Genomic DNA, 23,897 nt, shown 5'->3' with positions numbered 1-23,897 from the left:
TCAGCGCCCTTGGAATCGGGCGGCCGTCGACCTGGCCGTACCGAGCTTGCCGTAGAGCTGCTTGCCCGGGCATTCGGTCGCGAAGCCGTCGCGGTGGCCGGAGATGACGTTCAGCTTGACGCTGCTCCCCTTCGTGTAGAGGTTGCCGCCGCCGGAGACGAGGGTGGTCTTGCCGAGCGGATTGGCGCCGAACAGGCCGAGCTTCCAGGCCGTCAGGCGGGCGACGGCCTCCACCGCGACGGCCGGGGGCCGGGTTTCGGTGTACGTGCCGATGACGGCGACGCCCATGCTGTTGCCGTTGAAGCCCATGGTGTGGGCGCCGAGCACGGGCTTGGCGACGCCGCCCGCGCGGCCCTCGTAGACGTTCCCGCACTTGTCGACGGCGAAGTTGTAGCCGAAGTCCCGCCAGCCGCTGCTGACCACGTGGTAGCGGTACAGGCTGCGCAGGACGGCGGGGGCCTCGCTGCAGGCGTAGTTGTTGCCGGAGGCGGTGTGGTGGACGAAGGCCGCCTTCACCGTTTTCGTGTACGCGAAACCGGACTCGCGCAGGGACTCGTCGGCGCCCCAGCCGCGGCGGGTGACGATCCGGGGGCGCGGTCCGATGTACGGGCGGGCCCCGGGGCTGACCTGGCCTTCGAGGGCGTCCCGGGCGTCTGCAGTGGACTCCTCCTGGGTCTGGGCGGGGATCTCGTACGAGCCGAGGGGGGCGAGGGGGAGGTTGGCGGCGGAGGTCTCGGCGGCGGCCGTGCTCAGGCCGACGGTGCCCTTTTCGTCGTCGTCGCCGTCGTCGGCGGGGGTGGGCGGGGCGGGCGGGGATGCGGGGCTTCCGGGGGCTCCGGGGGCTGCGGGGGGTGCGGGCGGGGTGCCCTTGGGCGGGCGGAGCTGCTGGGGGGTTCCCCTGCCCTTGCCGCTCGCCTTGCCCATGCCGCTCGCCTTGTTGTTCTTCTTGGCCTTCGTCTTCGGCTTCTTCGCCTTCTTCGCGTGCCGGGCCGGCTTGTCCTTGTCCCCGCGGGCGGCGGTCGGGGCGTCGGCGGCGGACCCGGCACGGAGGGCGGGGGCCGTCTCCTGCTCCTCCTGCTCCTCCTGCTCCTCCTGCTCGTGCTGGTCGGTGCCGGGGTCGACGAGTTCGACGCGGAGGCCCGCGGGGAGGTGGCGGGCCGGCCCCGGGGCGGTGGCGGTGCGGTGGTCCGGGCGGCCGGCGTACGCGGCGTCGCCCCACGCGTCGTCGAAGCCGGTGTCGCGGCCGGTGTCGCGGCTGGTGTCGTGGCTGGTGTCGCGGCCGGTGTCGCGGCCGGTGTCGAGGCTGGTGTCGTGGCTGGTGTCGTGGCCGGTTCCGGTGGGGTCGGCCGGGTCGTCCGGCTCCGGCTGGACGCGGATCTCCACGCCGTCGGACTCGCCCACCCACAGGGGGGCGGTGCTGCCGCGGACCCGGCCGGAGGTGCGTTCCGCCGCGTCCGGGTCGGCGGAGTGCTCCCGGTTGTGGGTTTCCACGTCCTGCCAGCCGGACCAGGTGCCGGTGCGGGCGGAGCGGGTGCGGACCTGGACCCGGCCGTGGAGTTCGGCGGCCGCGTCGTCCCAGACCACGCCGAGCATCGAGAACTTCTCGACCTCCCGGGCGGACAGCCCCTGCGCGTCCGGGGCCCGCGGCGGGACCGCCGTGCCGGGCGCGGGCGCCACCCGGTCGGCCGTCGGCCCGAGGGGGACCAGGGGCAGCGAACGGGTGGATCCGGCGGGGGCGGACGGGGCCGTTGCCGCCTGGGACGGGGTGGGGAGCGCGAGCGGGAGGGCCAGTGCGGTCACGGCTGCGGCCGCGGTCGCCGTCGCCGTCGCGACTCCGATCGAGGAAGCAAGGTATCCACGCATGACAAGGATGCTGGACACGCATCCGGCGGACCGCCATCGGAGAACTGACGACCCGTCTGGTGACACGCCGTCACCGGTCGCTCGTACGGGCGAGGGCCGGCGGGTCCGTACGGGCGAGCGGCCGCGGGGGCCCGCGTACGCTGGGCCGCGTGAACGCCAACGACCGCACCCCTGCCGACCTGCTGCGATCCGCCATGGCCTCGGATCCGGCCCGCCCGCTGGTCACCTTCTACGACGACGCCACCGGTGAGCGGGTGGAATTGTCCGTGGCCACCTTCGCCAATTGGGTGGCCAAGACGGCCAACCTGCTCCAGGGCGATCTGGCCGCCGGACCCGGGGACCGGCTGGCCCTGCTGCTGCCCGCGCACTGGCAGAGCGCGGTGTGGCTGCTGGCCTGCGCCTCGGTGGGCGTGACGGCCGAGGTGGGCGGGGACCCGGCGGACGCGGACCTGGTCGTGAGCGGCCCGGACACGCTGGAGGCGGGGCTGGCCTGCTCCGGGGAGCGGGTGGCGCTGGCGCTGCGCCCGCTGGGGGGCCGCTTCCCGCAGCCGCCGGCCGGGTACGCGGACTACGCGGTGGAGGTCCCGGGGCAGGGCGACCGGTTCGCTCCGTTCGTGCCGGTGGACCCGGCGGGGGCCGGGGTGAGCGTCTCGGGCACCGAGCTGAGCTGGGAGCAGCTGGTGGAGCGGGCGCGGGCGGATGCCGGGCGGATGGGGCTGGAGGCGGGTTCGCGCGTGCTGTCGGGGCTGGACTTCGACACGTGGGAGGGGTTGTCGGCGGGGCTCTTCGCGCCGCTTGCGGTGGGGGGGTCGGTGGTGCTGTGCCGGAACCTGGAGCGGTTGGGTGAGGCGGGGCTGGCTCAGCGGATGGAGAGCGAGCGGGTCACGCACACGGCTTGAGCGGATCCCGCCGCGGGGATTCGGGGGCTCCGCCCCCGGGCCCCCGCGCCTCAAACGCCGGCGAGGCTGGTTTCGTCCCGCCGCCGGGTAGGTGCGGCCCGCCGCGTGGTTTCGGGGCTCCGCCCCGGACCCCGCGCCTCAAGCGCCGGCGAGGCTGGGGTCGCCCCCGCCACAGTGAGCGTGCAGGCCGCCGTCGGAATTCGGGAGCTCCGCCCCCGGACCCCCGCGCCTCAAACGCCGGCGGGGCTGGGGTCGGCCCCTGCCACCGGAAAGGTGCGGCCCGCCGCGTGGTTTCGGGGCTCCGCCCCGGACCCCGCGCCTCAAACGCCGGCGAGGCTGGGGTCGCCCCCGCCACAGTGAGCGTGCGGGCCGCCGTCGGGATTCGGGAGCTCCGCCCCCGGACCCCCGCGCCTCAAACGCCGGCGGGGCTGGGATTGGCCGCCACCGCGGTGAGCGTGCGGGCCGCCCGCTGCCGGAAGCGGGCGGGCCGGGTGCCCAGCAGGGCGTTATGTTCGGAATGTCACCCACATGGCGGAATATGGGGCCCTGCCCCCGAGACGGCCGATTCGCCCCGATGGATGATCGACGGAGGTCGCAGTCGGGATCCGGCGGCCGGGAGCGGGAAGGGGTGATGGGACCGTGGCGGGCAAGGAAGGCGGGGCGGAGGGCGGCGGTATACCCCGGCCCCCGGTCCGGGGGCGGCACCGGGTGCTCCGGTGGGTCGGGCTGGCGCTCGTGGTGATGCTGGTGGCCGGGGCCGGGCTCGGCTGGTGGGTCTACCGGAAGCTCGACGGGAACATCACCGCCGACACCACCGCGGCCACCGAGCTGGAGAAGTACGAGTCCGAGCGGCCGGCGGTGACCGTGCGCGCCGCGCAGAACATCCTGCTCATCGGGTCGGACTCGCGGGCCGGGAAGGACAACGGCCGGTACGGCCGGGACGCCGGCACCCAGCGCTCCGACACCACGATCCTGCTGCACGTGGCGGCCGACCGGAAGAGCGCGACGGCCGTCTCCATCCCGCGGGACGTGATGGCGGAGATCCCGCCCTGCCGGGCGCCCGACGGCAGCCGCACCGCGGCCCGGTTCGCCCAGTTCAACTGGGCCTTCCAGTTCGGCGGGGCGGCCTGCACGATCCGTACGGTCGAGAAGATGACCGGGATCCGGATCGACCACCACATGGTCGTGGACTTCCAGGGCTTCAAGAAGGTGGTGGACGCCGTCGGCGGCGTCGAGGTCTGCCTGAAGGAGCCGGTGAACGACGCCGAGGCGAAGCTGCGCCTGCCGGCCGGCCGCCAGACCCTGGACGGCGAGCAGGCCCTCGGCTTCGTACGGGCCCGCTACAGCCTGGGCAACGGCAGCGACACCGAGCGCATGGACCGGCAGCAGCAGTTCCTGGCCTCGCTGGTGAAGAAGGTGCGCAGCAACGGGGTGCTGCTGAACCCGGCCCGGCTCTACCCGGTCCTGGACGCCGCCACCTCCGCCCTCACCACCGACCCGGCGCTCGCCTCGCTCCGGGGCCTGTACGAGCTGGTCCGCAGCGTGCGGGAGATCCCGGTGGGCCGGGTGCAGTTCCTGACCGCGCCCCGGCAGCCGTACGCGGCCAACCCGAACCGGGACCAGCTCCTCGAACCCGACGCGGCCAGGCTGTTCCAGCGGCTGCGGATGGACCGGCCGGTGGCCGTGGTCCAGGCCCGGCCGGAGCCCGGCCGGGCGCCCGCGGACCCGGCCGGGACGGCCACGCCTGCCCCCACGTTCACGGGGACCACGGCCGCCGCGGCGACCTGCCGGTAAAGCAATCCCAAAGGCAGTACGTCTCACGGAGCGGGATGCGAACTATGTCCCGTTATAAGGCGAGTGGATTTTGTCACCAGCATGGTTTGAAGCGGAACCGGGCGGATAGGGTGAGCGGTCCGGTGCCCCGGCCGCCTACAGACCAGGCCGTGCACTGCCGGATCGATGACCGAGCGCCTGGGGGGAGGCGCTTCGCGTGGCACCGACGGAGGACCAAGCAACCGTGGATGCGCAAGGCCGTGGGCGGGCGGATGAAATCGACCCCGCAGACCAGTGGGTCCTCAACCCCCGCACCGGCAATTACGAACTGCGACTGGACCGCTCCGCAGAGCAGCCGCCCGCACCGCACCCGGCACCCCCGGCTCCCCGGTCGGCCTCCCGGCCGCGCCGCGCTGCCGCGCCCGCCGGCACCCCCGGCGCCCCGCCCCGTACCGCACCCGGCGTCCCCGGGCCGCGGCGCGGCGACGGTTCCCCGCCCGGCGGCCGCCGGGGCGCGCGCAAGCGCAAGCAGGACAAGCCGCGCGGGAAGAAGATCCTCGCCGTCACGGGCGGTTCGGTGGCCTTCGTGCTGGTCGCCGTCTCGGTGGGCGGGTACCTGTACTACAAGCACCTGAACGACAACATCAAGACCACCGAGATCGTCGGCGGCAGCAGCGGCTTCAAGAAGGACCAGGCGATCAACATCCTGGTCATCGGCACCGACAAGCGGACCGGGGCCGGCAACGAGGGCTACGGGGACAAGGAGAGCGTCGGCCACGCCGACACCACGATCCTGTTCCACGTCGCCAAGGACCGTTCGAACGCGACCGCGCTGTCCATCCCCCGCGACCTGATCACGGACATCCCGGACTGCCCGACCAAGCAGCCCGACGGCTCGATCAAGACGGTGCCGGGCCAGCAGGGCGTGCGCTTCAACACCAGCCTGGGGCAGGGCGGCCGCGACCCCGGCTGCACCATGCGCACCGTCGCCAAGCTCACCGGCGTGCAGCCCGACCACTTCATGATGGCCGACTTCAACGCCGTCAAGACGCTCAGCTCGGCCGTCGGCGGCGTCCCCGTCTGCCTCGACAAGGACGTGGACGACGAGAAGTCCAAGCTCAAGCTGTCCAAGGGCGACCACCGGCTGGAGGGCGAGCAGGCGCTGGCCTTCGTCCGCACCCGGCACGCCTTCGGCAACGAGAGCGACCTGGACCGGATCAAGACCCAGCAGGCCTTCCTCAGCTCGATGATCCGCGAGATGAAGTCGAAGGACACCCTGACCAACCCCAAGAAGCTGTTCTCCCTGGCGGAGGCGGCCACCAACGCGCTCACCGTCGACACGGGGATAGGGAACCTCAACCGGCTGATGGACCTCGGCAACGAGCTGAAGGGCGTCAGCCCCAAGAACATCACCTTCACCACGCTGCCGGTGAAGGACAACCCGCGCGAGCGGGTCCGGGCCACCGTGGTCGTGGACGAGTCCAAGGCCGTCCCGCTGTTCTCGATGATCCAGGCGGACACCTCCCTCACCGAGGTGAAGCAGCAGGAGAAGGCGGCCAAGGACGCGAAGGCCGCCGCGCAGGAAGCTCTGCTCCAAGGCAACCGGGCGCCCGCATCCGACGTCAGGGTGAATGTGTACAACGGTGGCGGCCCCCAGGGCTCGGCCGGGACGACCCTGACCTGGCTGCAGAACTCCAAGGGCGTGCTCAAGTCCGGCAACCTCGGCAACGCCCCGGCGAAGCTGAAGAAGACCACGCTGGAGTTCGCGCCCAACCAGGCCGACCAGGCCCGCGCCCTCGCCGACATCATGGGGCTGCCCGCCACCGCGCTGAAGCAGAAGGCGGCGGACGCGGCTCCGAGGGACCCGATGGTCCTGACCCTGGGTGAGGACTTCAAGGAGCCGGGCATCCCGCTGACGGCTCCCGAGCAGGCCCCCGAGGGGATCCAGCGCGTAGAGGCCGACCAGGAAGTCTGCGCGAAGTAGCCGGCTGCGGCGCGCCCGCAGCCGGCCGGCACCACGGCAGGACCAACGGCCAGACGGCCGCCGGCGACCGCGGCGGGCGCACGGGCCCTGAGCACAGGGCCCGAGGACACAGGACGACCAGGGGGGAACGGGTTGAGGCAGAGCAGTGTGCGGGGGGAGGGTGCGTCCGCGGAGGCGCCCGACGGCATACCGGGCTCCGGCGGCGCGCCCGCTGCGGTGCGCGGCCTGCCTGACGAGCCCGCCTCCGGCAAGCCTGCGGCGCAGGCCGGTACGGGCACCCGCCGGCGCTCCCCCGGCCGCCGGCCCGGCGGCCCCCGCGGGCCCCGCGGCGCGGCCCGCGCCACCCGCCGCGGCCCGCGCCGCGTGCTGCGCTGGATGGCCTTCGGCCTGGCGTTCCTGATCCTCGGCACGGCCGGGGCGGGCTACCTGTACTACCGCCACCTCAACGACGGCATCCAGACGGACGCGCTGAACCTGGGCGACAGCAAGCTGGGCGGTTCGCGGCCCAACGCCTTCGGCCAGATCCCGCTGAACATCCTGCTGATCGGCTCGGACGCCCGCGACGACAAGGCGAACCAGGACCTCGGCGGCGCCCGCGACACCTTCGGCGGCACCCCGCTGGCCGACGTCCAGATGCTGGTGCACGTCTCGGCCGACCGCAGCAACATGTCGGTCGTCAGCATGCCCCGCGACACCCTGCTGAAGCTGCCCAAGTGCACCGACACCGACGGCAAGGTGTACGAGGCCACCCAGGGCTACCGGCTGACGAACGAGTCGCTCGGGCGGGGCGGCCCCGGCTGCACGGTGGCCACCTGGCAGGAGCTCACCGGCATCCCGATCGACCACTTCATGATGATCGACTTCAAGGGCGTGGTGTCGATGGCCGACGCCATCGGCGGGGTCCCGGTCTGCGTCACGGACAACGTGTACTCGCGCGACAGCCAGGGCCACGGCTCGGGCCTGAAGCTCCACAAGGGCGAGAACGTGATCCAGGGCGTGCAGGCCCTCCAGTGGCTGCGGACGCGCTACGGCTTCGAGGACGGCACCGACCTCGCCCGCACCCACGCCCAGCACATGTACATGAACTCGATGGCGCGCGAGTTCCGCAAGAACGCCAATCTGCGCAACCCGCTGAAGCTGCACAGCCTCGCCGAGGCGGCCATCCGGGCCATGGTCGTGGACACCGGCCTCAACCGGATCGACAAGCTCTTCGACCTGAGCATGGAGCTCAAGAAGGTCCCCACCGGCCGCATCACCATGACGACCATGCCGTGGGTCTACAGCAACCGGCTCGAAGGCAAGGTGGAGCCGAAGGAGGGCGACGCCCAGAAGCTGTTCGCGATGGTCCGCGACGACATCCCGCTCGACGGCAAGGGCTCCTCGACCACCAAGCCGCAGACCACCGCCGCCCCGGCGCCCACCGGCTCGCCCGTCGCCGACCCGGCCGCGCCTCCCGGCGAGATCCCGGTGATGGTCCGCAACGCCACCGGCGGCAAGCAGGGCGCGGGCACCGTGCAGGGCCGCGCCACCGAGGTGACCGCACTGCTGGCCGGCAAGGGCTTCACCCGGGCCCGCGCCGACAGCCAGGCCGCCGGCGAGGACACCACCGTGATCCGCTACGCCGGGCTGGACCAGGCCGGCGACGCGCTCGCCCTGGGCACCGCCCTCGGGCTGCCGCCGACCGCCGTGCAGCGCTCCACGGAGGTGTCGGGGGTGACCCTGTTCGTCGGCAAGGACTGGCCCTCCGGGGACAGGCCGGGGGCACCCGCTCCGGGGGCCTCGGCCTCCGGGTCCGCCGCGGCCCCGAAGCCCGGGGACAAGGCGCCCGACTCGGCGCGCCCGCTCAACGGCGACGACAGCGGGGCCTGCATGGAGGTCCAGAAGGGCTTCACCTGGTAGGTCCGCGCACACGCGCAGGGGCCCGGCCCCCGAGTGGAGGACTCGGGGGGCCGGGCCCCTTGCACGACTGCGCCGCGTACGCCGGTCAGTGGGCCGCGGAGTCCGCCCGTACGGAGGGCCGGCGCGAGGCGATGACCTTGCGCGCCAGCGACCGGGGGCTGGTCAGGAAGCCGTATCCCCAGCACATGTGCATGGTCGCCAGGGCCACGGGGATCTGCGCGCGCGCCTTCAGCGGGAGTCCCCGGCCGGCCGGCACCGAGCCCGCGGTGATCGCCGCGAGGTAGCCGGCGGGCACGGCCAGCGCCCACGGGGTGAGCACGGCGCCGGCGAGCAGCCCGGCCGCGATCGCGCACACGGCGGTCGGCGGGGCCAGGTAGCGCAGGTTGATCGAGCCGGAGTGGTAGCGGGCCACCACGTGCCGCCAGCGGCCGTAGTCCTTGTACTGCTTGGCCAGGGCCCGCACGCTCGGCCGCGGCCGGTACTGGACCCGCAGCTCCGGCGAGAACCAGATCAGTCCGCCGGCCTCGCGGATCCGGAAGTTCAGCTCCCAGTCCTGGGCGCGGATGAACTCCTCGTTGTAGCCGCCCTGCTGCTCCAGCGCCTCGCGCCGGAACACGCCCAGGTAGACGGTCTCGGCGGGGCCGGCCTGGCCGCCGGTGTGGAAGGCGGCGTTGCCGACGCCGATCTTCGAGGTCATCGCCGCGGCGACGGCGTCCTCCCAGGCGTTCTCGCCCTCGGCGTGCATGATGCCGCCGACGTTCTGCGCACCGGTCTCCTCCAGGAGGCGGACGGCGGTGGCGATGTAGTTCGGCGAGAGCATGCCGTGCCCGTCGACGCGGACCACGATCGGGTGCCGCGAGGCCTTGATGGCGGCATTCAGTGCGGCCGGGGTGCGGCCGGAGGGGTTCGGGACGGTGTGGACACGCGGGTCCTCGCGTACGAGCTCGGCGGCGATCTCGTCGGTACGGTCCGTGGACGGGCCGAGCGCGATCACCACCTCCATCTCGCCTGCGTACTCCTGCCCGAGGATGTGGCGGACGGAGTCGCGCAGATGGCGCTCCTCGTTGAGCACCGGCATGATCACCGAGACTGCGGGCTGCTGGGTGGGCATGTGGTCCTTCATAAGGTCGGTAACGGTGGTCACGTTACCGCGTACGGGGGACACGGGTGCGCGCCGGAGGAGCGGCGCCGCCGGGCGCTGATCGTATGGGCCTACCGTGTGGCGAATCCCCACGCCTTCTTCCCGCCCCCCGCGGAGGTGTCCCCGTGCCCCACCCGCACCGATCCCCCAGTCCACGGCACGCCCGGACCCGGCGCCCGGCTCCGGGCAGGCGGACGGCGCGGCCGCGCTGGGGCGTGCGGCTGGCGACCGGGCTCTCGGTGCTCGTGCTCGGCTCGGGGGCGGTCGGGCACGCCGTCATGACGGGCCTGGACACCGGCATCGAGCGGGTGGACCCGTTCAAGGACATGAAGAACCGGCCGCAGGCGGGCCACGGCCTGAACTTCCTGCTGGTCGGCACCGACGGCCGGGACAAGATCAGCCGGGACGACAAGCGCGAGTACCGGCTCGGCGGCGCCCCCTGCCACTGCACCGACACGATCATGCTGGTGCACGTCTCCGGGGACCGGGAGCGGGCCAGCGTGATCAGCCTGCCGCGGGACAGCTATGCGGAGGTGCCCGCCCACACCGACCAGTCCAGCGGTCAGCACCACGGCCCGCACCCGGTGAAGCTGAACGCGGCCTACGCGGAGGGCGGGCCGAACCTGACCGTGCGGACCGTCGAGAACATGACCCGGGTGAAGATCGACCACTATCTGGAGGTGGACTTCACCAGCTTCATGAAGACGGTCGACGCCATGGGCGGGGTCGAGATCTGCACCGCCAAGGCCATGCGCGACTCGTACACGGGCCTGGACCTGCTGCCCGGCACCCACCGGCTGACCGGCGGGCAGGCCCTCCAGTACGTGCGGTCCCGGCACGTCGACGGGGCCGCGGACCTGGGCCGGATGCAGCGCCAGCAGCGGTTCCTGGCGGCCCTGATCAAGCAGGCGACCACCGGCGGGGTGCTGCTCAACCCGGTCAAGTTCAAGGAGGTCAGCTCCACCCTGCTGGGGTCGGTGCGGGCGGACCGGAACTTCGGCTCGGAGCAGATGCTGGCCCTGGGGCAGGCGATGCGCGAGTTCACCCCGTCCTCCTCGGAGTTCGCCTCGGTGCCGATCGCCCCGGGCGGCTCGCCGGTGCCGCGGCTGGGCTCGGTGGTGCGCTGGGACGGGCCGAAGGCGGCCCGGCTCTTCGAGGCGCTGCGCGAGGACAAGCCGCTGGCGCCGCCGCGGAAGCAGCCCGCCGAGCCGGCCGTGCTGGTGGACGTGGCCCCGCAGCAGATCCGGGTGCACGTGGAGAACGGCACCCGGATCGACGGGCTCGGCGGCCGGGTGGACCGGGCGCTGCGTGCCACCGGCTTCAACACCACGCAGGCCCCCAGTGCCGGGGCGAGCCGGGACGTGCAGCGCACGGTGGTGGCGTACGACCCGCGCTGGGACCGCTCGGCGCGCACCCTGGCCGCGGCGCTGCCGGGCTCGGAGCTGCGGGCGGTGCCCGGGCTGGGGCCGACCCTGCGGGTGACGGCGGGCACGGAGTACCGCCGGGTGGTGCGGGTGCGGGCGGAGGACCCGTACCAGGGCGAGTTCGGGGTGGTCACCGGGGACCAGGTGACCTGCAACCCGACCTGAGGGGGCCGGGCCGGCCCCGCGTACGGGCCGGCCCCGCGTACGGGTCCCGCGTACGGCGGGGCCCCGGGCTCAGTCGTCCAGGCCCTCGGCCGCGCGGCGCTCGCGCAGCTCCCGGATCGCGCGGCGCTTGGCCAGGCGGTGGGTGCGGCGGATCATCGCCTCCTGGTAGCGGCGCTTGTCCTGGTCGGTCTCCGGCAGGACCGGGGGCACCTCGCGGGGCTTGCCGTCGGCGTCCACGGCCGCGAAGACGAGGTAGGCGCTGCCGACCTGGGTGGGGGGCGTGGACTCGTTCCACCGCTCGGCCAGCACCCGTACGCCGATCTCCATGGAGGACCGGCCGGTCCAGTTGCACTGGGCCTTCACGTGGACGAGGTCCCCCACGCGCACCGGCACCAGGAAGGCCATCTCGTCCATGGAGGCGGTGACCGCGGGCCCGCCGGAGTGGCGCCCGGCGACCGCGCCCGCCGCGTCGTCGACCAGCTTCATGATCACGCCGCCGTGCACCGTGCCGAGGAGGTTGGTGTCGTGGCTCGTCATGATGTGGCTGAGCGTGGTGCGGGAGGCCGAGGTCGGCTTGCCCACGAGGTCACCGGGTATTTCAGTCATGGAGTCACCATAAGCCGGTGACTTCGGCCCGACCGTGCAACAGCCCGGGTACGAAGTGACCCCCGCCCTGTCGGAGGGCCCTCCGGGCCAGGCATCCTTGTCCGCATGAATGACTGGCCCGATGGCTGGAACGACGACCGCGACGGACGGCGCGACGAGCGCTACGGACGCGGCAGCTCCCACACGCAGCCCGAGGGGCCCCGCGTGATGCGGCACGTCCAGCGGCAGCAGCCCCCGCGCCCGCAGCGGCCGGCCGGCCCCCCGCCGTCCGGTTACGGGGTGCCCCCGCAGCAGGGCCGGGAGCACGACACGTTCGCCGGCTACGACAGCGGCTACAACACGGGCCAGGTGTACGGCTCGCCCGCCGGCGGCCCCGCCGGCCGGTCCGGGCAGGGCGGCCACCCGGGCGGTCCGCCCGCGCCCCCGTCGGCGCGCCCCGGCCGGCCCCCGCAGCCGGCTCCGGACTGGCGCAAGCGGATCAAGGTGGGGTCGATCGTGCTGGCCTCGGTGCTGGTGGTCACCACCATCGGCACGTACTTCTGGGCCGACTCCAAGGTGCGGCGCGAGGTGGACCTGTCGAAGGTCATCGAGCGCCCCGAGGACGACGACTGCACCACGTACCTGATCGTCGGCTCGGACAGCCGCGAGGGCATGTCCGACGAGGAGAAGAAGAAGCTGCACACGGGTTCGGCCGAGGGCAAGCGGACCGACTCGATGATGATCCTCGCCGCGTGCTCCGGCGGGAACTCGATGATCTCGCTGCCGCGCGACTCCGACGTGGAGATCCCGTCCTTCGTCGGCTCCGAGTCCGGCAAGAAGTACCCGGCCAAGGGCCTGCGCACCAAGCTGAACGCCGCCTACGCGATGGACGGCCCCGAGCTGCTGGTCCGTACGGTCGAGTACAACACCGGGCTGCGCATCGACCACTACGCCGAGATCGGCTTCGCGGGCTTCGCGAACATCGTCGATGCGCTCGGCGGGGTCGAGATGAACATCGAGAAGGGGTTCAAGGACAAGAAGTCCGGGGCCGACTTCAAGGCGGGCAAGCAGACCCTCAACGGGGAGCAGGCCCTGGCCTTCGTCCGCACCCGGTACGCCTTCGCGGAGTCCGACCTGGCGCGGACGAAGAACCAGCAGAAGTTCCTGTCGGCGCTGGCGAGCCAGGCGGCGACCCCGGGCACGATCCTCAACCCGTTCCAGCTGTACCCGACGCTGGGCGCCGGCCTGGACACGCTGATCGTGGACGAGGACATGGGCCTGTTCGACCTGGGCGAGATGTTCTTCGCGATGAAGGGCATCAGCGGTGGCGAGGGCACCTCGATGAACATGCCGATCTCGGGCAGCCGGGGCGGGAACCTGGTCTGGGACAAGGCCAAGGTGAAGCAGCTGGTCAAGCAGATCCAGGACGACGAGAAGGTCACCGTCCCCGCGAACTGACGGGGAGCGTACGGGACTGCCCCGCGGCCGGGGACGGCGGCGGGGCAGTCGTGCGTCTGCGCGTCAGTCGCGCAGGTTGATGGGGGCGCGCCGGCGGACCCCGTCGAACTTCGCCGGGTCGATCGGCGGCCGCGGGGCCGGTTCGGCGGCCGCCAGCCGGATGGCGTCCCGGCCGGCGAGGGCCACCCGCCACTGCCCCAGGTGGGGGCGGGTGCCGTGGGCCCCGGCCGCCTGCTCGTGGAGTCGGCGGACGGCGTGCTCGCGGCGGTCGTCGAGAACCCCCGGGACCAGGTTCAGGTGGGCGCCGGGGGCCACGTACGCGTCCTGGCAGAGGATCCGGCCCACGGCGAGGGCGGCCTTGTAGCGGTCGCTGTCCACGGACGCCTGGCCGGGCGGGGCCTTCGGGTCGTTCCAGTCCGGGGTGTCCGCCTGCGCGAGCACGGGCGGCCGGCCGGCGAGCCGGAGGCCGTCGCAGTCGAGCAGGTGGACGGCCGGGGCGGGCCGGACCGTCCACAGCACGTTGGCCTGGGAGAGGTCGCCGAGGACCAGGCCCATGGCGTGCAGCCGCTCCAGCAGCTCGACCAGGGCCACCGCCAGGGTGTAGCGCTCGGTCGGGCCGGGCTGCTCCACCCCCTTCCAGGCGGCCTTGGCGGGCCGCAGCAGGTAGGCGAGCTCGGTGAGCTTGGTCGTGCCGTCCGCGGTGGTCCAGGTCAGGGTGGCGGGCGCCTCGTACATCAGGAAGCCGGTGACCCGGTGGCCGTCGGTCACCCGGCACAGCGGCCAGGCGGTCCCGGCGTCCAGCCGGTCGCGGTCGGCCGGGCCGAGGGCCTGGCGGACCGCGACCAGGTCGGTCAGGGCGCTGCCGGCCACCCGGTGCGGCTCCCGGTAGCTCTTGTAGAGCACCCCGGGCAGGCCTTCGAGGGTGTGCACCTCGCCCTGCCCGCCGTCCCCGATCTTGCGGGCCGGCCGCAGGCTGCCGAGCGGGACGTCGGCCCCGTCCGCGACGGTCACGGCGTGCCCTCCCAGAGGCAGACCGCGGTGCGGTCGTCGTCGTAGGACTTCACCCGGTACTGGAGCTGCCAGAGGAAGTCCACGGGGCCGGGGACGTGGGCGTGCGGGCCCCAGCTGTCGGCGAGGAAGGCGCGCATGCCGGGGTCCCCGGCGAGCGGGGTGGACAGCCCGTCCGTGCACAGCACGAACACGTCCCCGGGCAGGGACGGGCCGAGGATCCGGGCCTGGGTGTGCCGGGTCCCGGGCAGGGCCGCCGTACGGGTGTCGATGATCCCCGCCCCGCCGCCGGGGGCCCCGCCGGGCGCGGTGTCGGGGGCGGCCGGGGTGTCCACGTCCAGGTACCAGCCGCCGTCGCGCAGCAGGGCCGCGCCGCCGTCGCCCACGGCGAGGAAGCCGCGGGAGCGCAGCTGCGGGTCGAGCGGGACGAGGAGGGCGCGGAGGGTGGTGGAGTAGTCCTCGGGGCGGCGGCCCGCGGCGGCGGCCCGCTGGGCGAGGCGTTCTCCGACGCTGCCGAGCACGGAGTTGACCAGGGCGGTCAGGGCCAGCTCGTCGTGTTCGCGCACGCAGCGGACCAGCTCCGGGGCGTGCTGGTCGAGCCCTTCGGCCAGGTCCCGGCAGACGGCCTGCGAGCCGGTGTGGGAGCGGGGGGCGGAGCCGACGCCGTCCGCGACGGCGAGCAGCAGCAGGCCGGTGCGCGGCTCGCCGAGCCGGGCCACGAGGACGGAGTCCTGGCGGGGCTCGCCGAGGTGCCGGTGCGAGTCCCCGCGCACGGAGGCCGCCCGTACGGTCAGCGGGCCCTCGGCGGCCCCGTCCACCACCAGGTCCGGCACGGCCGCGGCATCGGCGTCACCGCGTACGGGCACGGCGGCGGCGGGCACGGGCGAGTACAGCGGGGGCTTGGGCCCGCTGAACCAGGGATCGCCGAGCCGGGGCACGGCGGGGGCCGCCGGCACCGTGCCGGGGGCGGGCGGTTCCGGGGCGGGAACCGCCTCCTCGGCGGGGGGCGGTGCCGCTGCCGCTGCCGCTGCCGCTGCCGCTGCCGGGGCGGTGTCCTGGGCGGGGGCCGCATGCCGGCCCGCGGCGGACGGCTCCGCCGCGGGGTCCCGGCGGGCGGACCCGCCGTACTCGCCGTCCTCACGGGACGAGACCAGCGGAACGGGCTCACGGCGAGCGCGGTCCTCGCGGGACGGGGGCCGGGGAGCGGGCTCGGCGTGGACGCGGTCCTCGCGGGACGAGGACCGGGGGGCCGGCTCGGCGTACGCGCCGTCGGCACGGGAGGAGGCCCGGGGAGCGGGCTCGGCGTACGCGCCGTCGGCACGGGAGGAGGCCCGGGGAGCGGGCTCGGCGTACGCGCCGTCGGCACGGGACGGGGCCCGGGGAGCGGGCTCGGCGTACGCGCCGTCGGCACGGGACGGGGCCCGGGGAGCGGGCTCGGCGTACGCGCCGTCGGCACGGGACGGGGTCCGCGGCGCCGGGGCGCCGTCAGGGCCGTCCGCGCGGGACGAGGTCTGCGGAGCGGAGTCGGCCGGGGTGCCGTCCGCGCGGGACGAGGGGTCCGGAGCGGGGTCGCCGTGGGCTCCGTCCCCACCGGACGGCGTGCGGCGGCCCCGCTCGCCTCGGGCGTCCTCCTCGTGGGACGGCGTCCGGGGCGCCGGCTCGCGGCGGGCGGGCTCCTCGTGCAGGCGCTGGGACGGGTCCTCGAACGGGGGCACCTCGTACGAGGGGACCTCGTAGTCCGGGACCTCGTACGGCGGGGCCGCGCCCGGGGGCGGGTCGTAGGGGTCGGAGGGGCCCTGCCCCGAGGCCGCGGCGATCCGCGGGTCAGGGGCCTCCGCGGTCGCCCGGGGCGGGACCGGCCACTCCTGCGGGACCTGGCCGGGGCCCGGGATCCCGCCGTGGCCGTGCGAGGTGCCGGGGGCCTGCGGCCAGCCGGCACCCTGCCCCCAGGCAGCCCCTTGCGTGGGGCCGGGCCCGTGCCCCTGGCCCTGGCCCTGGGCCCGGCCCAGGCCGTGGGGAGCCTCCGGGCCGTGCGGCGGCCCGGAGTCGTGCGGCGGGCCGGGGGCCTGGGAGCGGCCGGAGGACCGGGACGGGTCCGGGGACCGGGGCGGGTGGGGGCGGGAGTGGCGGCCCACGATGCCCGGGGGGAGGCTGTCGAAGGCCTCGTTCAGTACGTCCGGGGCCGGGACGGAGCGGCCGTCCGGGCTCTTGTCCTGCTGCATGCGGCTCGCCTCAGAGCTTGTCGAGGGACACGGTGGTGAAGCCGGGCACGGTGTCGTCCACGGCCAGGTTGAAGCCCCCGCTGCCGTCCGCCGCGATGCTGTTGGCGGAGCGGACGATGGAGCGGGTCAGGCTCGCGGCGAACTCGCGCAGGGCCGCCGCCGGGGAGACGCTCGTGTCCTCCTGCATGAAGGCGCGGAAGTTGGCGACGTGCCCGATGGTGTGCCGGTCGGCCTCGCCGATGCCGAAGGCGATGATGTTCGGCCGGTAGCGGGCCTCGGTGAGGTCCTTGTGGGCGTCCATCCAGCCCTCGTCGGTGGGCCCGCCGTCGGAGAGGAAGAAGACCACCGGCCGGTAGACCTCGTGCCCCTGCGCCTTGAGCGCGTCCACGTCGGTCTCGATGCTGCGCAGCAGGGTGCGGAAGGCCTCGCCGTACGCGGTGAGCCCGCCGGCGGCGAGCCCGGGCAGCGAGTCGATGTCGCTGAGGTCGACGAGCGGCTGGAGGACCGTGGCGGTGTCGGAGAAGCCGATCAGCGCGAAGCGGGTCTTGTCGGCGACCGTGGGGTTGGTGCTGATCTCCTTGTGGAGCTCCGGCAGGGCGCTGTTGATGCTGTTGAGCGGGTCTCCGACCATCGAGCCCGATTCGTCGCACACCAGGTAGAAGGGAAGGATCTGCACGGCGCACGCCTCCTGTTGTCAGTACGTGTAGAAGTAGATCTCGATGTCCGCGTGGCCGCCCGAGGAGCCCTGGACGAAGAAGTCGCGGGTGGTCGCCCCGGTGAACATGTCCGGACGGGCCTTCGCCAGCAGGGAGTTGATGCGGCGGGCGTACTCGACTCCGCTGCCCACGTCGGGGCTGCGGCCGAAGGTCAGCACGAACGCCGCCTTCCGGCCCTGCCACTTGGCGGTCCCGGACCGGATCCGGTTCACGATCCGGTCCGTGTCCCCCGCGTCGGCGTCGAGCGAGAACTCCTTCGCGGAGCGGACCACCGCGCGCGGGCCCTTCGGCTTCGGCTTGGCGGAGGGGGTGGCCCCCGGCTTGGCGTGCGGGGCGGCCTGGGCGGCGCGCACGGGGTCGCCCTGGTCGCCCATGGCGACGATGGCGAGCACGAGGAGCATGTCGGCGAAGAGCCAGCCCGCCAGGTGCAGCGGGTTGAAGCGCGGTCGGGGGCGGGCCCGCAGCCGGGGCCGCCGGGCGGTCACCGCGGGTCCGCGGGCGGCGGGCCGGGCCGGCCGTCCCGGGGCGGTACGGCGTCCCGGGGCGGCGGTACGGCGTCCCGGGGCCCGGTCTTGTCGAGCGCGACCGCCGGGCGGCCGGAACCGGGCCGGTCCCGGGGCACCCCGTCCTGCGGGGGCCGGTCCTGCGGGGGCCGGTCCTGCGGGGCGTACGGCGGCGGTCCCGGCTCCCCGTGCCCGGCGGGTGCCCCGGAGCCGCCGGGTTCACCGAAGCCGGCCGGCCCGCCGAAGCGTCCCGCGCCCCGGGCGCCCCCGGCTGCCGGATCCTGCGGGCCCGCGCCGGCCGCCGGGCGGGCGGCCATGGCCTCGGCCAGCTCGGCGAACCGCTCGGCGGCCGCGCGCAGCGCCCCGGTCTGCTCGTCGAGCCGCAGCACGGCCTGCTGGGAGGTGACGACGGCCTCCGCGGTGCGGTCGGTGACCTCGCCGAGGCGGGAGAGCACCTGTACCGAGATGTCGGTGGCGATCTCGGTGCTCGTCGTGAACGACCGCTGGGCGGCGGCCAGGACGGTGACGGAGTCCTCGACCCGGTCCCCCGCCGAGCTCAGCGCGTCGCGCACCTCGCCGTTGACCGTCCGTACGTCCGCGAGTGCCTGGCGAACGGTCGTCCCGCTCTCGGCCACGGCGAGTTCGAGCCGCTCGCCGTTCTTCTCCAGCGGTCCGGTGAGCGAGGCGATGGCCTGCTCGATGTCGTCGGCGTTGCCGGCCACGGCCGCCTCGACCCGGCCGACGGCCAGCTCCAGCGGGCGCACGGCGGACTCGACGTGGGCGATGCGCTGTTCGGCGCCCTGTACGGCGTTCTCGACGGCGGCGGCCGCCGCGTCCAGCCGGCGGTGCACCTTGAGCGCCTGCTCGCCGAGTTTGCCGAGGGTGGCCGCGGCCCCGGCGAGTTCGGCGGCGAAGCGCTGCGGGGAGGACAGCCGGCGCTCGTTGAGGAGCAGCTGGGCCCGGGTGAGGGCCGGGACGAGCTCGGCGAGCAGGGCGTCGGAGGTGCGCTGGAGGTCCTCGGCCCGGCGCTCCGCCTTGGACCGGCGCCAGCCGTGCACGCTCACGAGGGCGAACAGCAGCAGGATGACGAGGGTGGCGGCGAGGGCCACGTGCCCGAAGGTGAAGGCTCCCGTCAGCCGGCCCTCGAAGCCGGACTGCCAGAGCTGGAGGAAGGGCCGGGCCGCGGCCTTGGGTTCGGCCCCGATCAGGGCCTCGTACGCGCTGGTGGCCCGGCTCAGGCCGAACCAGGTGATCAGGAGCGGTACGAACACCAGGGCGCCGATGAACACTTCCAGGCGGTTCCACCAGAGGGGTTCCGGTATCCCGGGGTCCAGGGCCGCGAGGCTCTCCGGCCGGGCGTAGGCGCGCAGGAGGTCCACCTCGGTCCAGGGGTCGATGTCGCCGGCTCCGATCCCCTGGAGGGCGTCGGCGAGTGTCGTGAGTTCGTCGCGCCGGGAGGCGAGTCCCGGGCGGGCGGCCAAGTTCCTGAGCTGTGAGGCGACCTCGGGTGCTGTCGCCAGTGCCCCTACGGGCATTCCCCACCCCCATGACAGAAAGCCGTCGGATCATAGCCCACACCGACAGAGCGTCATATGATCATCCATCAGCTCAGGGGGAATGCGCATGAGTTCGGACAATCGGCAGCGCGGAGTGATCCGGCTGCGCGGGGAGCAGGAGCCCGCGCGCAGGCTGCTGACGAGGGAATCCCCGCAGGTGAGGATCGGCGGGCGGGGTGTACTCCAGGCCAATCTGAACTGGCTCCCGGCGGCGCGCGCGGACGTCAATCTGTGCTGCATGATCCGCTTCACGGACGGCAGCGCCACCTGTGTGCAGGCGCTGGGCGACGACTTCGGCGCACTGGGCGCGTGGCCGTGGGTGGCCCTCGACCAGGACGACCGTACGGGTGCCAGCGCGGACGGCGAGACCCTGCGGGTGAACCTGGCTCAGCGCGAGCGCTTCGCCCGGCTGCTGTTCTTCGTGTACATCTACGAGGGCTCGGCGGACTTCCGCCGGCTGGGGGCCTCGGTCACGGTGACGGAGCCGGCCGGCCCGGGCTGCCGCATCCTCCTGGACGACTCCCCCGCCGGGTCCACGGGCTGCGCGATCGCGCTGGCGGTCCCGCAGGCGGGGAGCCTCGCGGTGCGCCGCGAGGTCACCTGGTTCACGAACACGGCCACCGCCGGGCCGCACGAGAAGATCGACCGCGCCTACGGCTTCGGCATGGAGTGGACCGTCATGCCCAAACGCCCGCTGCCCCCGCCGGGCCAGGACCGGCCGGGCGGGCGCGGCCCCGGCTGGTGAGGGGGCCGTCCGAAGAGGGGGCCCGGGCGCCCGGACATGCCGAAGGCCCCCGGCGCGCTGCCGGGGGCCCTGTGCGGCGGGTGCTGCGGGCGCGCTACGGCAGGTTGCGGGCCATGACGATGCGCTGGACCTGGTTCGTGCCCTCGTAGATCTGGGTGATCTTGGCGTCGCGCATCATGCGCTCGACCGGGTAGTCGCGGGTGTAGCCGTAGCCGCCGAGGAGCTGGACGGCGTCCGTGGTGACCTCCATGGCCACGTCGGAGGCGAAGCACTTGGCGGCGGCGCCGAAGAAGGTCAGGTCGCCGTCGACGCGCTCCGACTTCGCGGCGGCCGCGTACGTCAGCTGGCGGGCGGCCTCCAGCTTCATGGCCATGTCGGCCAGCATGAACTGGATGCCCTGGAAGTCGGCGATCGGCTTGCCGAACTGCTTGCGCTCCTGGACGTAGCCCTTGGCGTAGTCGAGGGCGCCCTGCGCGATGCCGAGGGCCTGGGCCGCGATGGTGATGCGGGTGTGGTCCAGGGTCTTCATGGCGGTGGCGAAGCCGGTGCCCTCCTCGCCGATCATGCGGTCGGCGGGGATGCGGACGTTGTCGAGGTAGACCTCGCGGGTCGGGGAGCCCTTGATGCCGAGCTTCTTCTCCGGGGCGCCGAAGGAGACGCCCTCGTCGGACTTCTCGACGACGAAGGCGCTGATGCCCTTGGAGCGCTTCTCCGGGTCGGTGACGGCCATGACCGTGTAGTACTCGGAGACACCGGCGTTGGTGATCCAGCGCTTGACGCCGTTGAGGACCCAGAAGTCGCCGTCGCGCACCGCGCGGGTCTTCATGCCCGCCGCGTCCGAGCCGGCGTCCGGCTCGGAGAGGCAGTACGAGAACATCGCGTCGCCCTTGGCCAGCGGGCCCAGGTACTTCTTCTTGAGCTCCTCGGAGCCGGAGAGGATCACCGGGAGGGAGCCGAGCTTGTTCACGGCGGGGATCAGCGAGGAGGAGGCGCACACGCGGGCGACCTCTTCGATGACGATGACGGTGGCGAGGGCGTCGGCCCCGGCGCCGCCGTAGCTCTCCGGCACGTGGACGGCGTGCAGGTCGTTGGCGACGAGGGCGTCGAGGGCCTCCTGCGGGAAGCGGGCCTCCTCGTCGACCGCGGCCGCGAACGGCGCGATCTTGGCCTCGCACAGCGCGCGCACGGACTCGCGGAGCATGTCGTGCTCTTCGGTCACGCGGTACAGGTCGAACTCCGGCTGTCCCTTACCCGCCAAGGTGTCTCACTCCCAAAGTGACGCTAACTACCGTTAAGTAACAAGAGCTGAAATGCCAGCTTAGAGCCCGGCGGCCCCGCAGCGGTATGCGCCCCGTACGTGAGCTGCGTGACAGCGCGGTCCCGCAGGGCAAACGTCCCCCGAACGGGCCCGACTATGCTCGGGGGCCGCACACCGCACCGCAGCATCCCCAGGAGCACGCGCATGGCCCTCAAGATCACCGTGATCGGCACCGGCTACCTCGGCGCCACGCACGCCGCTGCCATGGCCGAACTGGGATTCGAGGTCCTGGGGCTGGACATCGTCCCCGAGAAGATCGAGATGCTGGCCGCGGGCCGGGTCCCGATGTACGAGCCGGGGCTGGAGGAGCTGCTGAAGGCGCACGCGGCCGGGATCGAGGGCTCCACCGGCCGGCTGCGCTTCACCACCTCGTACGCGGAGGCGGGCGCCTTCGGCGACGTGCACTTCATCTGCGTGAACACCCCGCAGAAGCACGGTGAGTACGCCTGCGACATGAGCTACGTGGACGCGGCGGTGGAGTCCCTGGCCCCGCACCTGGAGCGGGCGGCCCTGGTCGTCGGCAAGTCCACCGTGCCGGTGGGCTCCGCGGACCGGCTGGCCGCGCGGCTGGCGGAGCTGGCCCCGGCCGGGGACGCCGTCGAGCTGGCCTGGAACCCAGAGTTCCTGCGCGAGGGCTTCGCGGTGCAGGACACCCTGCACCCGGACCGGATCGTGGTCGGCGTGCGCAGCGAGCACGCCGAGAAGCTGCTGCGCGAGGTGTACGCGACCCCCATGGCGGAGGGCTCCCCGCTGGTGGTGACGGACTTCCCGACCGCCGAGCTGGTGAAGACGGCCGCGAACTCCTTCCTCGCCACGAAGATCTCCTTCATCAACGCCATGGCCGAGGTCTGCGAGGCGGCCGGGGGCGACGTGGCCAAGCTCGCCGAGGCCATCGGGCACGACGACCGGATCGGCGCGAAGTTCCTGCGGGCCGGGATCGGCTTCGGCGGCGGCTGCCTGCCGAAGGACATCCGCGCCTTCATGGCCCGCGCGGGCGAGCTGGGCGCGGACCAGGCCCTCACCTTCCTCCGCGAGGTGGACTCGATCAACATGCGCCGCCGCGGGCACATGGTCGAGCTGGCCCGGGACGCGGTCGGCGGCGCCTTCCTCGGCAAGCGGGTGGCGGTGCTCGGCGCCACGTTCAAGCCCGACTCGGACGACGTACGGGACTCCCCCGCGCTGAACGTCGCCGGGCAGATCCACCTCCAGGGCGGCCAGGTCACCGTCTACGACCCCAAGGGCATGGACAACGCCCGCCGGGTCTTCCCCACCCTCGGCTACGCGGACTCCGCGGTGGCCGCCGCGCGCGGGGCGGACGTGGTGCTGCACCTGACGGAGTGGCGCGAGTTCCGCGAGCTGGACCCGGCGGAGCTGGCCTCGGTGGTCTCGCACCGCCTGATCCTCGACGGCCGCAACGCGCTGGACGCGACGGCCTGGCGCGAGGCCGGCTGGACGTACCGCGCGATGGGCCGGCCCCGCGCCTGAGCCGTCGGCCCGCGCTACGGCGTGCGGCGGTGCTGGGCGGCGCGGGCGGTGAATTCCGCGTCCCTCAGCACCCGCTGGGCGTTTCCCCAGGTCAGCAGGGCCACGTCGGCCTCGGGCCAGCCGCGGTCGAGCAGCTCGGCGATCAGCCGCGGATAGCCGGAGGGATCCGCGAGCCCCTCGGGGCGGGGGGTCGGCGGGTCGGCCCCGAAGGCCCCGCCCAGGCCCACGCACTCCGGTCCGGCGACCTCCCGTACGTGGTCGAGGTGGTCGGCCACGTCGGAGAGCCGTTCGCCGGTCTGGTCGGCCGCGCAGGTGATCATGCACAGCCCCTTGGCCGCGCCCAGCGCGCGCAGCACCTGGTCCGAGACGTTGCGCGGGTGCGGGACCAGGGCGGCCGCCGCGGTGTGCGAGAACAGCACCGGGGCCTTGGAGCAGCCGATGACCTGCACGGCCACCGGGTCCGGGCAGCCGGTCAGGTCCAGCAGCACCGCCAGCCGGTTGGCCTCCCGTACGGCCTCGTGGCCGAAGGGGGTCAGCCCCTCCTCGGCCCAGGCCGCGCCGGCGGGGGCCAGGCTCCGCACCCCGAGGGCGTGGAAGGCGCGCAGGGTGCCGAGGGAGCCGGTGAGGGTGCGGCCGCTGACCGGACCGAGGAAGGCGGCGATCCGGCCGCGGTTGCGGGCGTCGGCCATGTCGTCGAGGCACAGGGCCAGCCGCAGGGCGTCGGGATGGCTGCGGGCGAGGGTGCGCGCCACGTCGATCTGTTCGAGGGTCTCGGCGACGAGCCGGTCCGCGGCGGCTCCGGCGGCCGCTTCCGCGGCGGGGGCCCCGGCTCCGGGCGGGGTGTCGCTGCCCGGGGTGCCCGGCACGAGCAGGGAGAGGAACTGGGCGCCGACCCCGCCCGCGCGCAGTCGCGGGATGTCGGTGTCCATGCCCGGTTCGGGGGTGGAGATGTCGTGGTACGGGCTGTGCCGCAGGGTCCACGGGAGGGTGTTGTGCCCGTCGGCGACGGGATGGACGGCGAGCAGGGCGGCGGCGCGTTCGGCCGGGCCCGCGCTCGGGGTGGCGGGGGCGGTGGGGGGCGGCGCGTCGTCGGCTCCGACGGCCCCGGGCTCCGCTCCCAGGGGGGACTGGTCATCCTGCAGGTCGGCCATGG

General features: G+C 74.1%; 18 protein-coding genes. 8 read left to right on the top strand and 10 right to left on the bottom strand.

Features of this window, described 5'->3' with window-relative positions; all coding sequences use genetic code 11:
- The gene (locus ACZ407_RS12855) at positions 1-1,863 is read right to left on the bottom strand and encodes a peptidoglycan recognition protein family protein (RefSeq protein WP_468127992.1); all 1,863 of its coding nucleotides are present in this window, start codon (positions 1,861-1,863) and stop codon (positions 1-3) included.
- A gap of 149 nt (positions 1,864-2,012) precedes the next feature.
- Here ACZ407_RS12855 and ACZ407_RS12850 point away from each other — a divergent pair, with 149 nt between their 5' ends.
- The 4 genes from ACZ407_RS12850 (at position 2,013) to ACZ407_RS12835 (ending at position 8,418) form a co-directional block, all read left to right on the top strand.
- Positions 2,013-2,762: a TIGR03089 family protein gene (locus tag ACZ407_RS12850; protein WP_468127990.1), complete on the top strand. Its 750-nt coding sequence runs from the start codon at positions 2,013-2,015 to the stop codon at positions 2,760-2,762.
- Between the two features lie 639 nt (positions 2,763-3,401).
- On the top strand, positions 3,402-4,556 hold the full coding sequence (locus ACZ407_RS12845) for an LCP family protein (RefSeq protein ID WP_468127988.1): 1,155 nt from the start codon (positions 3,402-3,404) through the stop codon (positions 4,554-4,556).
- A gap of 223 nt (positions 4,557-4,779) precedes the next feature.
- Positions 4,780-6,519: an LCP family protein gene (locus ACZ407_RS12840; RefSeq protein WP_468127986.1), complete on the top strand. Its 1,740-nt coding sequence runs from the start codon at positions 4,780-4,782 to the stop codon at positions 6,517-6,519.
- Between the two features lie 132 nt (positions 6,520-6,651).
- The gene (locus tag ACZ407_RS12835; protein WP_468127985.1) at positions 6,652-8,418 is read left to right on the top strand and encodes an LCP family protein; all 1,767 of its coding nucleotides are present in this window, start codon (positions 6,652-6,654) and stop codon (positions 8,416-8,418) included.
- 85 nt (positions 8,419-8,503) lie between these two features.
- Here ACZ407_RS12835 and ACZ407_RS12830 read toward each other — a convergent pair whose 3' ends face one another.
- Positions 8,504-9,529, bottom strand: coding sequence for a glycosyltransferase family 2 protein (locus ACZ407_RS12830; protein WP_468127983.1), 1,026 nt, complete (start codon positions 9,527-9,529; stop codon positions 8,504-8,506).
- 95 nt (positions 9,530-9,624) lie between these two features.
- Between ACZ407_RS12830 and ACZ407_RS12825 the strand changes: the two genes are divergently transcribed.
- On the top strand, positions 9,625-11,148 hold the full coding sequence (locus tag ACZ407_RS12825; protein ID WP_468128060.1) for an LCP family protein: 1,524 nt from the start codon (positions 9,625-9,627) through the stop codon (positions 11,146-11,148).
- A 69-nt stretch (positions 11,149-11,217) separates the two neighbouring features.
- Here ACZ407_RS12825 and ACZ407_RS12820 read toward each other — a convergent pair whose 3' ends face one another.
- The gene (locus tag ACZ407_RS12820) at positions 11,218-11,754 is read right to left on the bottom strand and encodes an acyl-CoA thioesterase (RefSeq protein ID WP_468127981.1); all 537 of its coding nucleotides are present in this window, start codon (positions 11,752-11,754) and stop codon (positions 11,218-11,220) included.
- A gap of 105 nt (positions 11,755-11,859) precedes the next feature.
- Between ACZ407_RS12820 and ACZ407_RS12815 the strand changes: the two genes are divergently transcribed.
- On the top strand, positions 11,860-13,191 hold the full coding sequence (locus tag ACZ407_RS12815) for an LCP family protein (protein WP_468127979.1): 1,332 nt from the start codon (positions 11,860-11,862) through the stop codon (positions 13,189-13,191).
- 63 nt (positions 13,192-13,254) lie between these two features.
- Here ACZ407_RS12815 and ACZ407_RS12810 read toward each other — a convergent pair whose 3' ends face one another.
- Genes ACZ407_RS12810 through ACZ407_RS12790 form a run of 5 tightly spaced genes read right to left on the bottom strand, consistent with a single transcriptional unit; the run spans position 13,255 to position 19,121 of the window.
- Entirely contained in the window at positions 13,255-14,202 is a 948-nt protein-coding gene (locus ACZ407_RS12810; protein WP_468127978.1) for a hypothetical protein, read from the bottom strand.
- Positions 14,199-16,421 (bottom strand): protein phosphatase 2C domain-containing protein, encoded by a 2,223-nt coding sequence (locus ACZ407_RS12805; RefSeq protein WP_468127976.1) that lies wholly within the window; start codon positions 16,419-16,421, stop codon positions 14,199-14,201. Before ACZ407_RS12805 ends, ACZ407_RS12810 begins: the two co-directional genes overlap by 4 nt.
- A gap of 10 nt (positions 16,422-16,431) precedes the next feature.
- The gene (locus ACZ407_RS12800; RefSeq protein ID WP_468127974.1) at positions 16,432-17,097 is read right to left on the bottom strand and encodes a vWA domain-containing protein; all 666 of its coding nucleotides are present in this window, start codon (positions 17,095-17,097) and stop codon (positions 16,432-16,434) included.
- A gap of 18 nt (positions 17,098-17,115) precedes the next feature.
- Positions 17,116-17,622, bottom strand: coding sequence for a hypothetical protein (locus ACZ407_RS12795; RefSeq protein ID WP_468127972.1), 507 nt, complete (start codon positions 17,620-17,622; stop codon positions 17,116-17,118).
- The gene (locus ACZ407_RS12790; RefSeq protein ID WP_468127970.1) at positions 17,619-19,121 is read right to left on the bottom strand and encodes a methyl-accepting chemotaxis protein; all 1,503 of its coding nucleotides are present in this window, start codon (positions 19,119-19,121) and stop codon (positions 17,619-17,621) included. Before ACZ407_RS12790 ends, ACZ407_RS12795 begins: the two co-directional genes overlap by 4 nt.
- Before the next feature lie 142 nt (positions 19,122-19,263).
- Between ACZ407_RS12790 and ACZ407_RS12785 the strand changes: the two genes are divergently transcribed.
- A complete protein-coding gene (locus ACZ407_RS12785; RefSeq protein WP_468127969.1) occupies positions 19,264-19,941 on the top strand; it encodes a tellurium resistance protein in 678 nt (225 codons plus the stop codon).
- Positions 19,942-20,035: 94 nt separating this feature from the next.
- Here ACZ407_RS12785 and ACZ407_RS12780 read toward each other — a convergent pair whose 3' ends face one another.
- On the bottom strand, positions 20,036-21,199 hold the full coding sequence (locus ACZ407_RS12780) for an acyl-CoA dehydrogenase (protein ID WP_468127967.1): 1,164 nt from the start codon (positions 21,197-21,199) through the stop codon (positions 20,036-20,038).
- A 204-nt stretch (positions 21,200-21,403) separates the two neighbouring features.
- Between ACZ407_RS12780 and ACZ407_RS12775 the strand changes: the two genes are divergently transcribed.
- A complete protein-coding gene (locus ACZ407_RS12775) occupies positions 21,404-22,744 on the top strand; it encodes a UDP-glucose dehydrogenase family protein (protein WP_468127965.1) in 1,341 nt (446 codons plus the stop codon).
- Positions 22,745-22,758: 14 nt separating this feature from the next.
- Here ACZ407_RS12775 and ACZ407_RS12770 read toward each other — a convergent pair whose 3' ends face one another.
- Positions 22,759-23,895: a dipeptidase gene (locus tag ACZ407_RS12770; protein WP_468127963.1), complete on the bottom strand. Its 1,137-nt coding sequence runs from the start codon at positions 23,893-23,895 to the stop codon at positions 22,759-22,761.
- Positions 23,896-23,897 lie beyond the last annotated feature (2 nt).

The organism is Streptomyces sp. NPDC030809, assembly GCF_055572195.1.
This window is presented reverse-complemented; position numbering and strand designations above follow the sequence as displayed.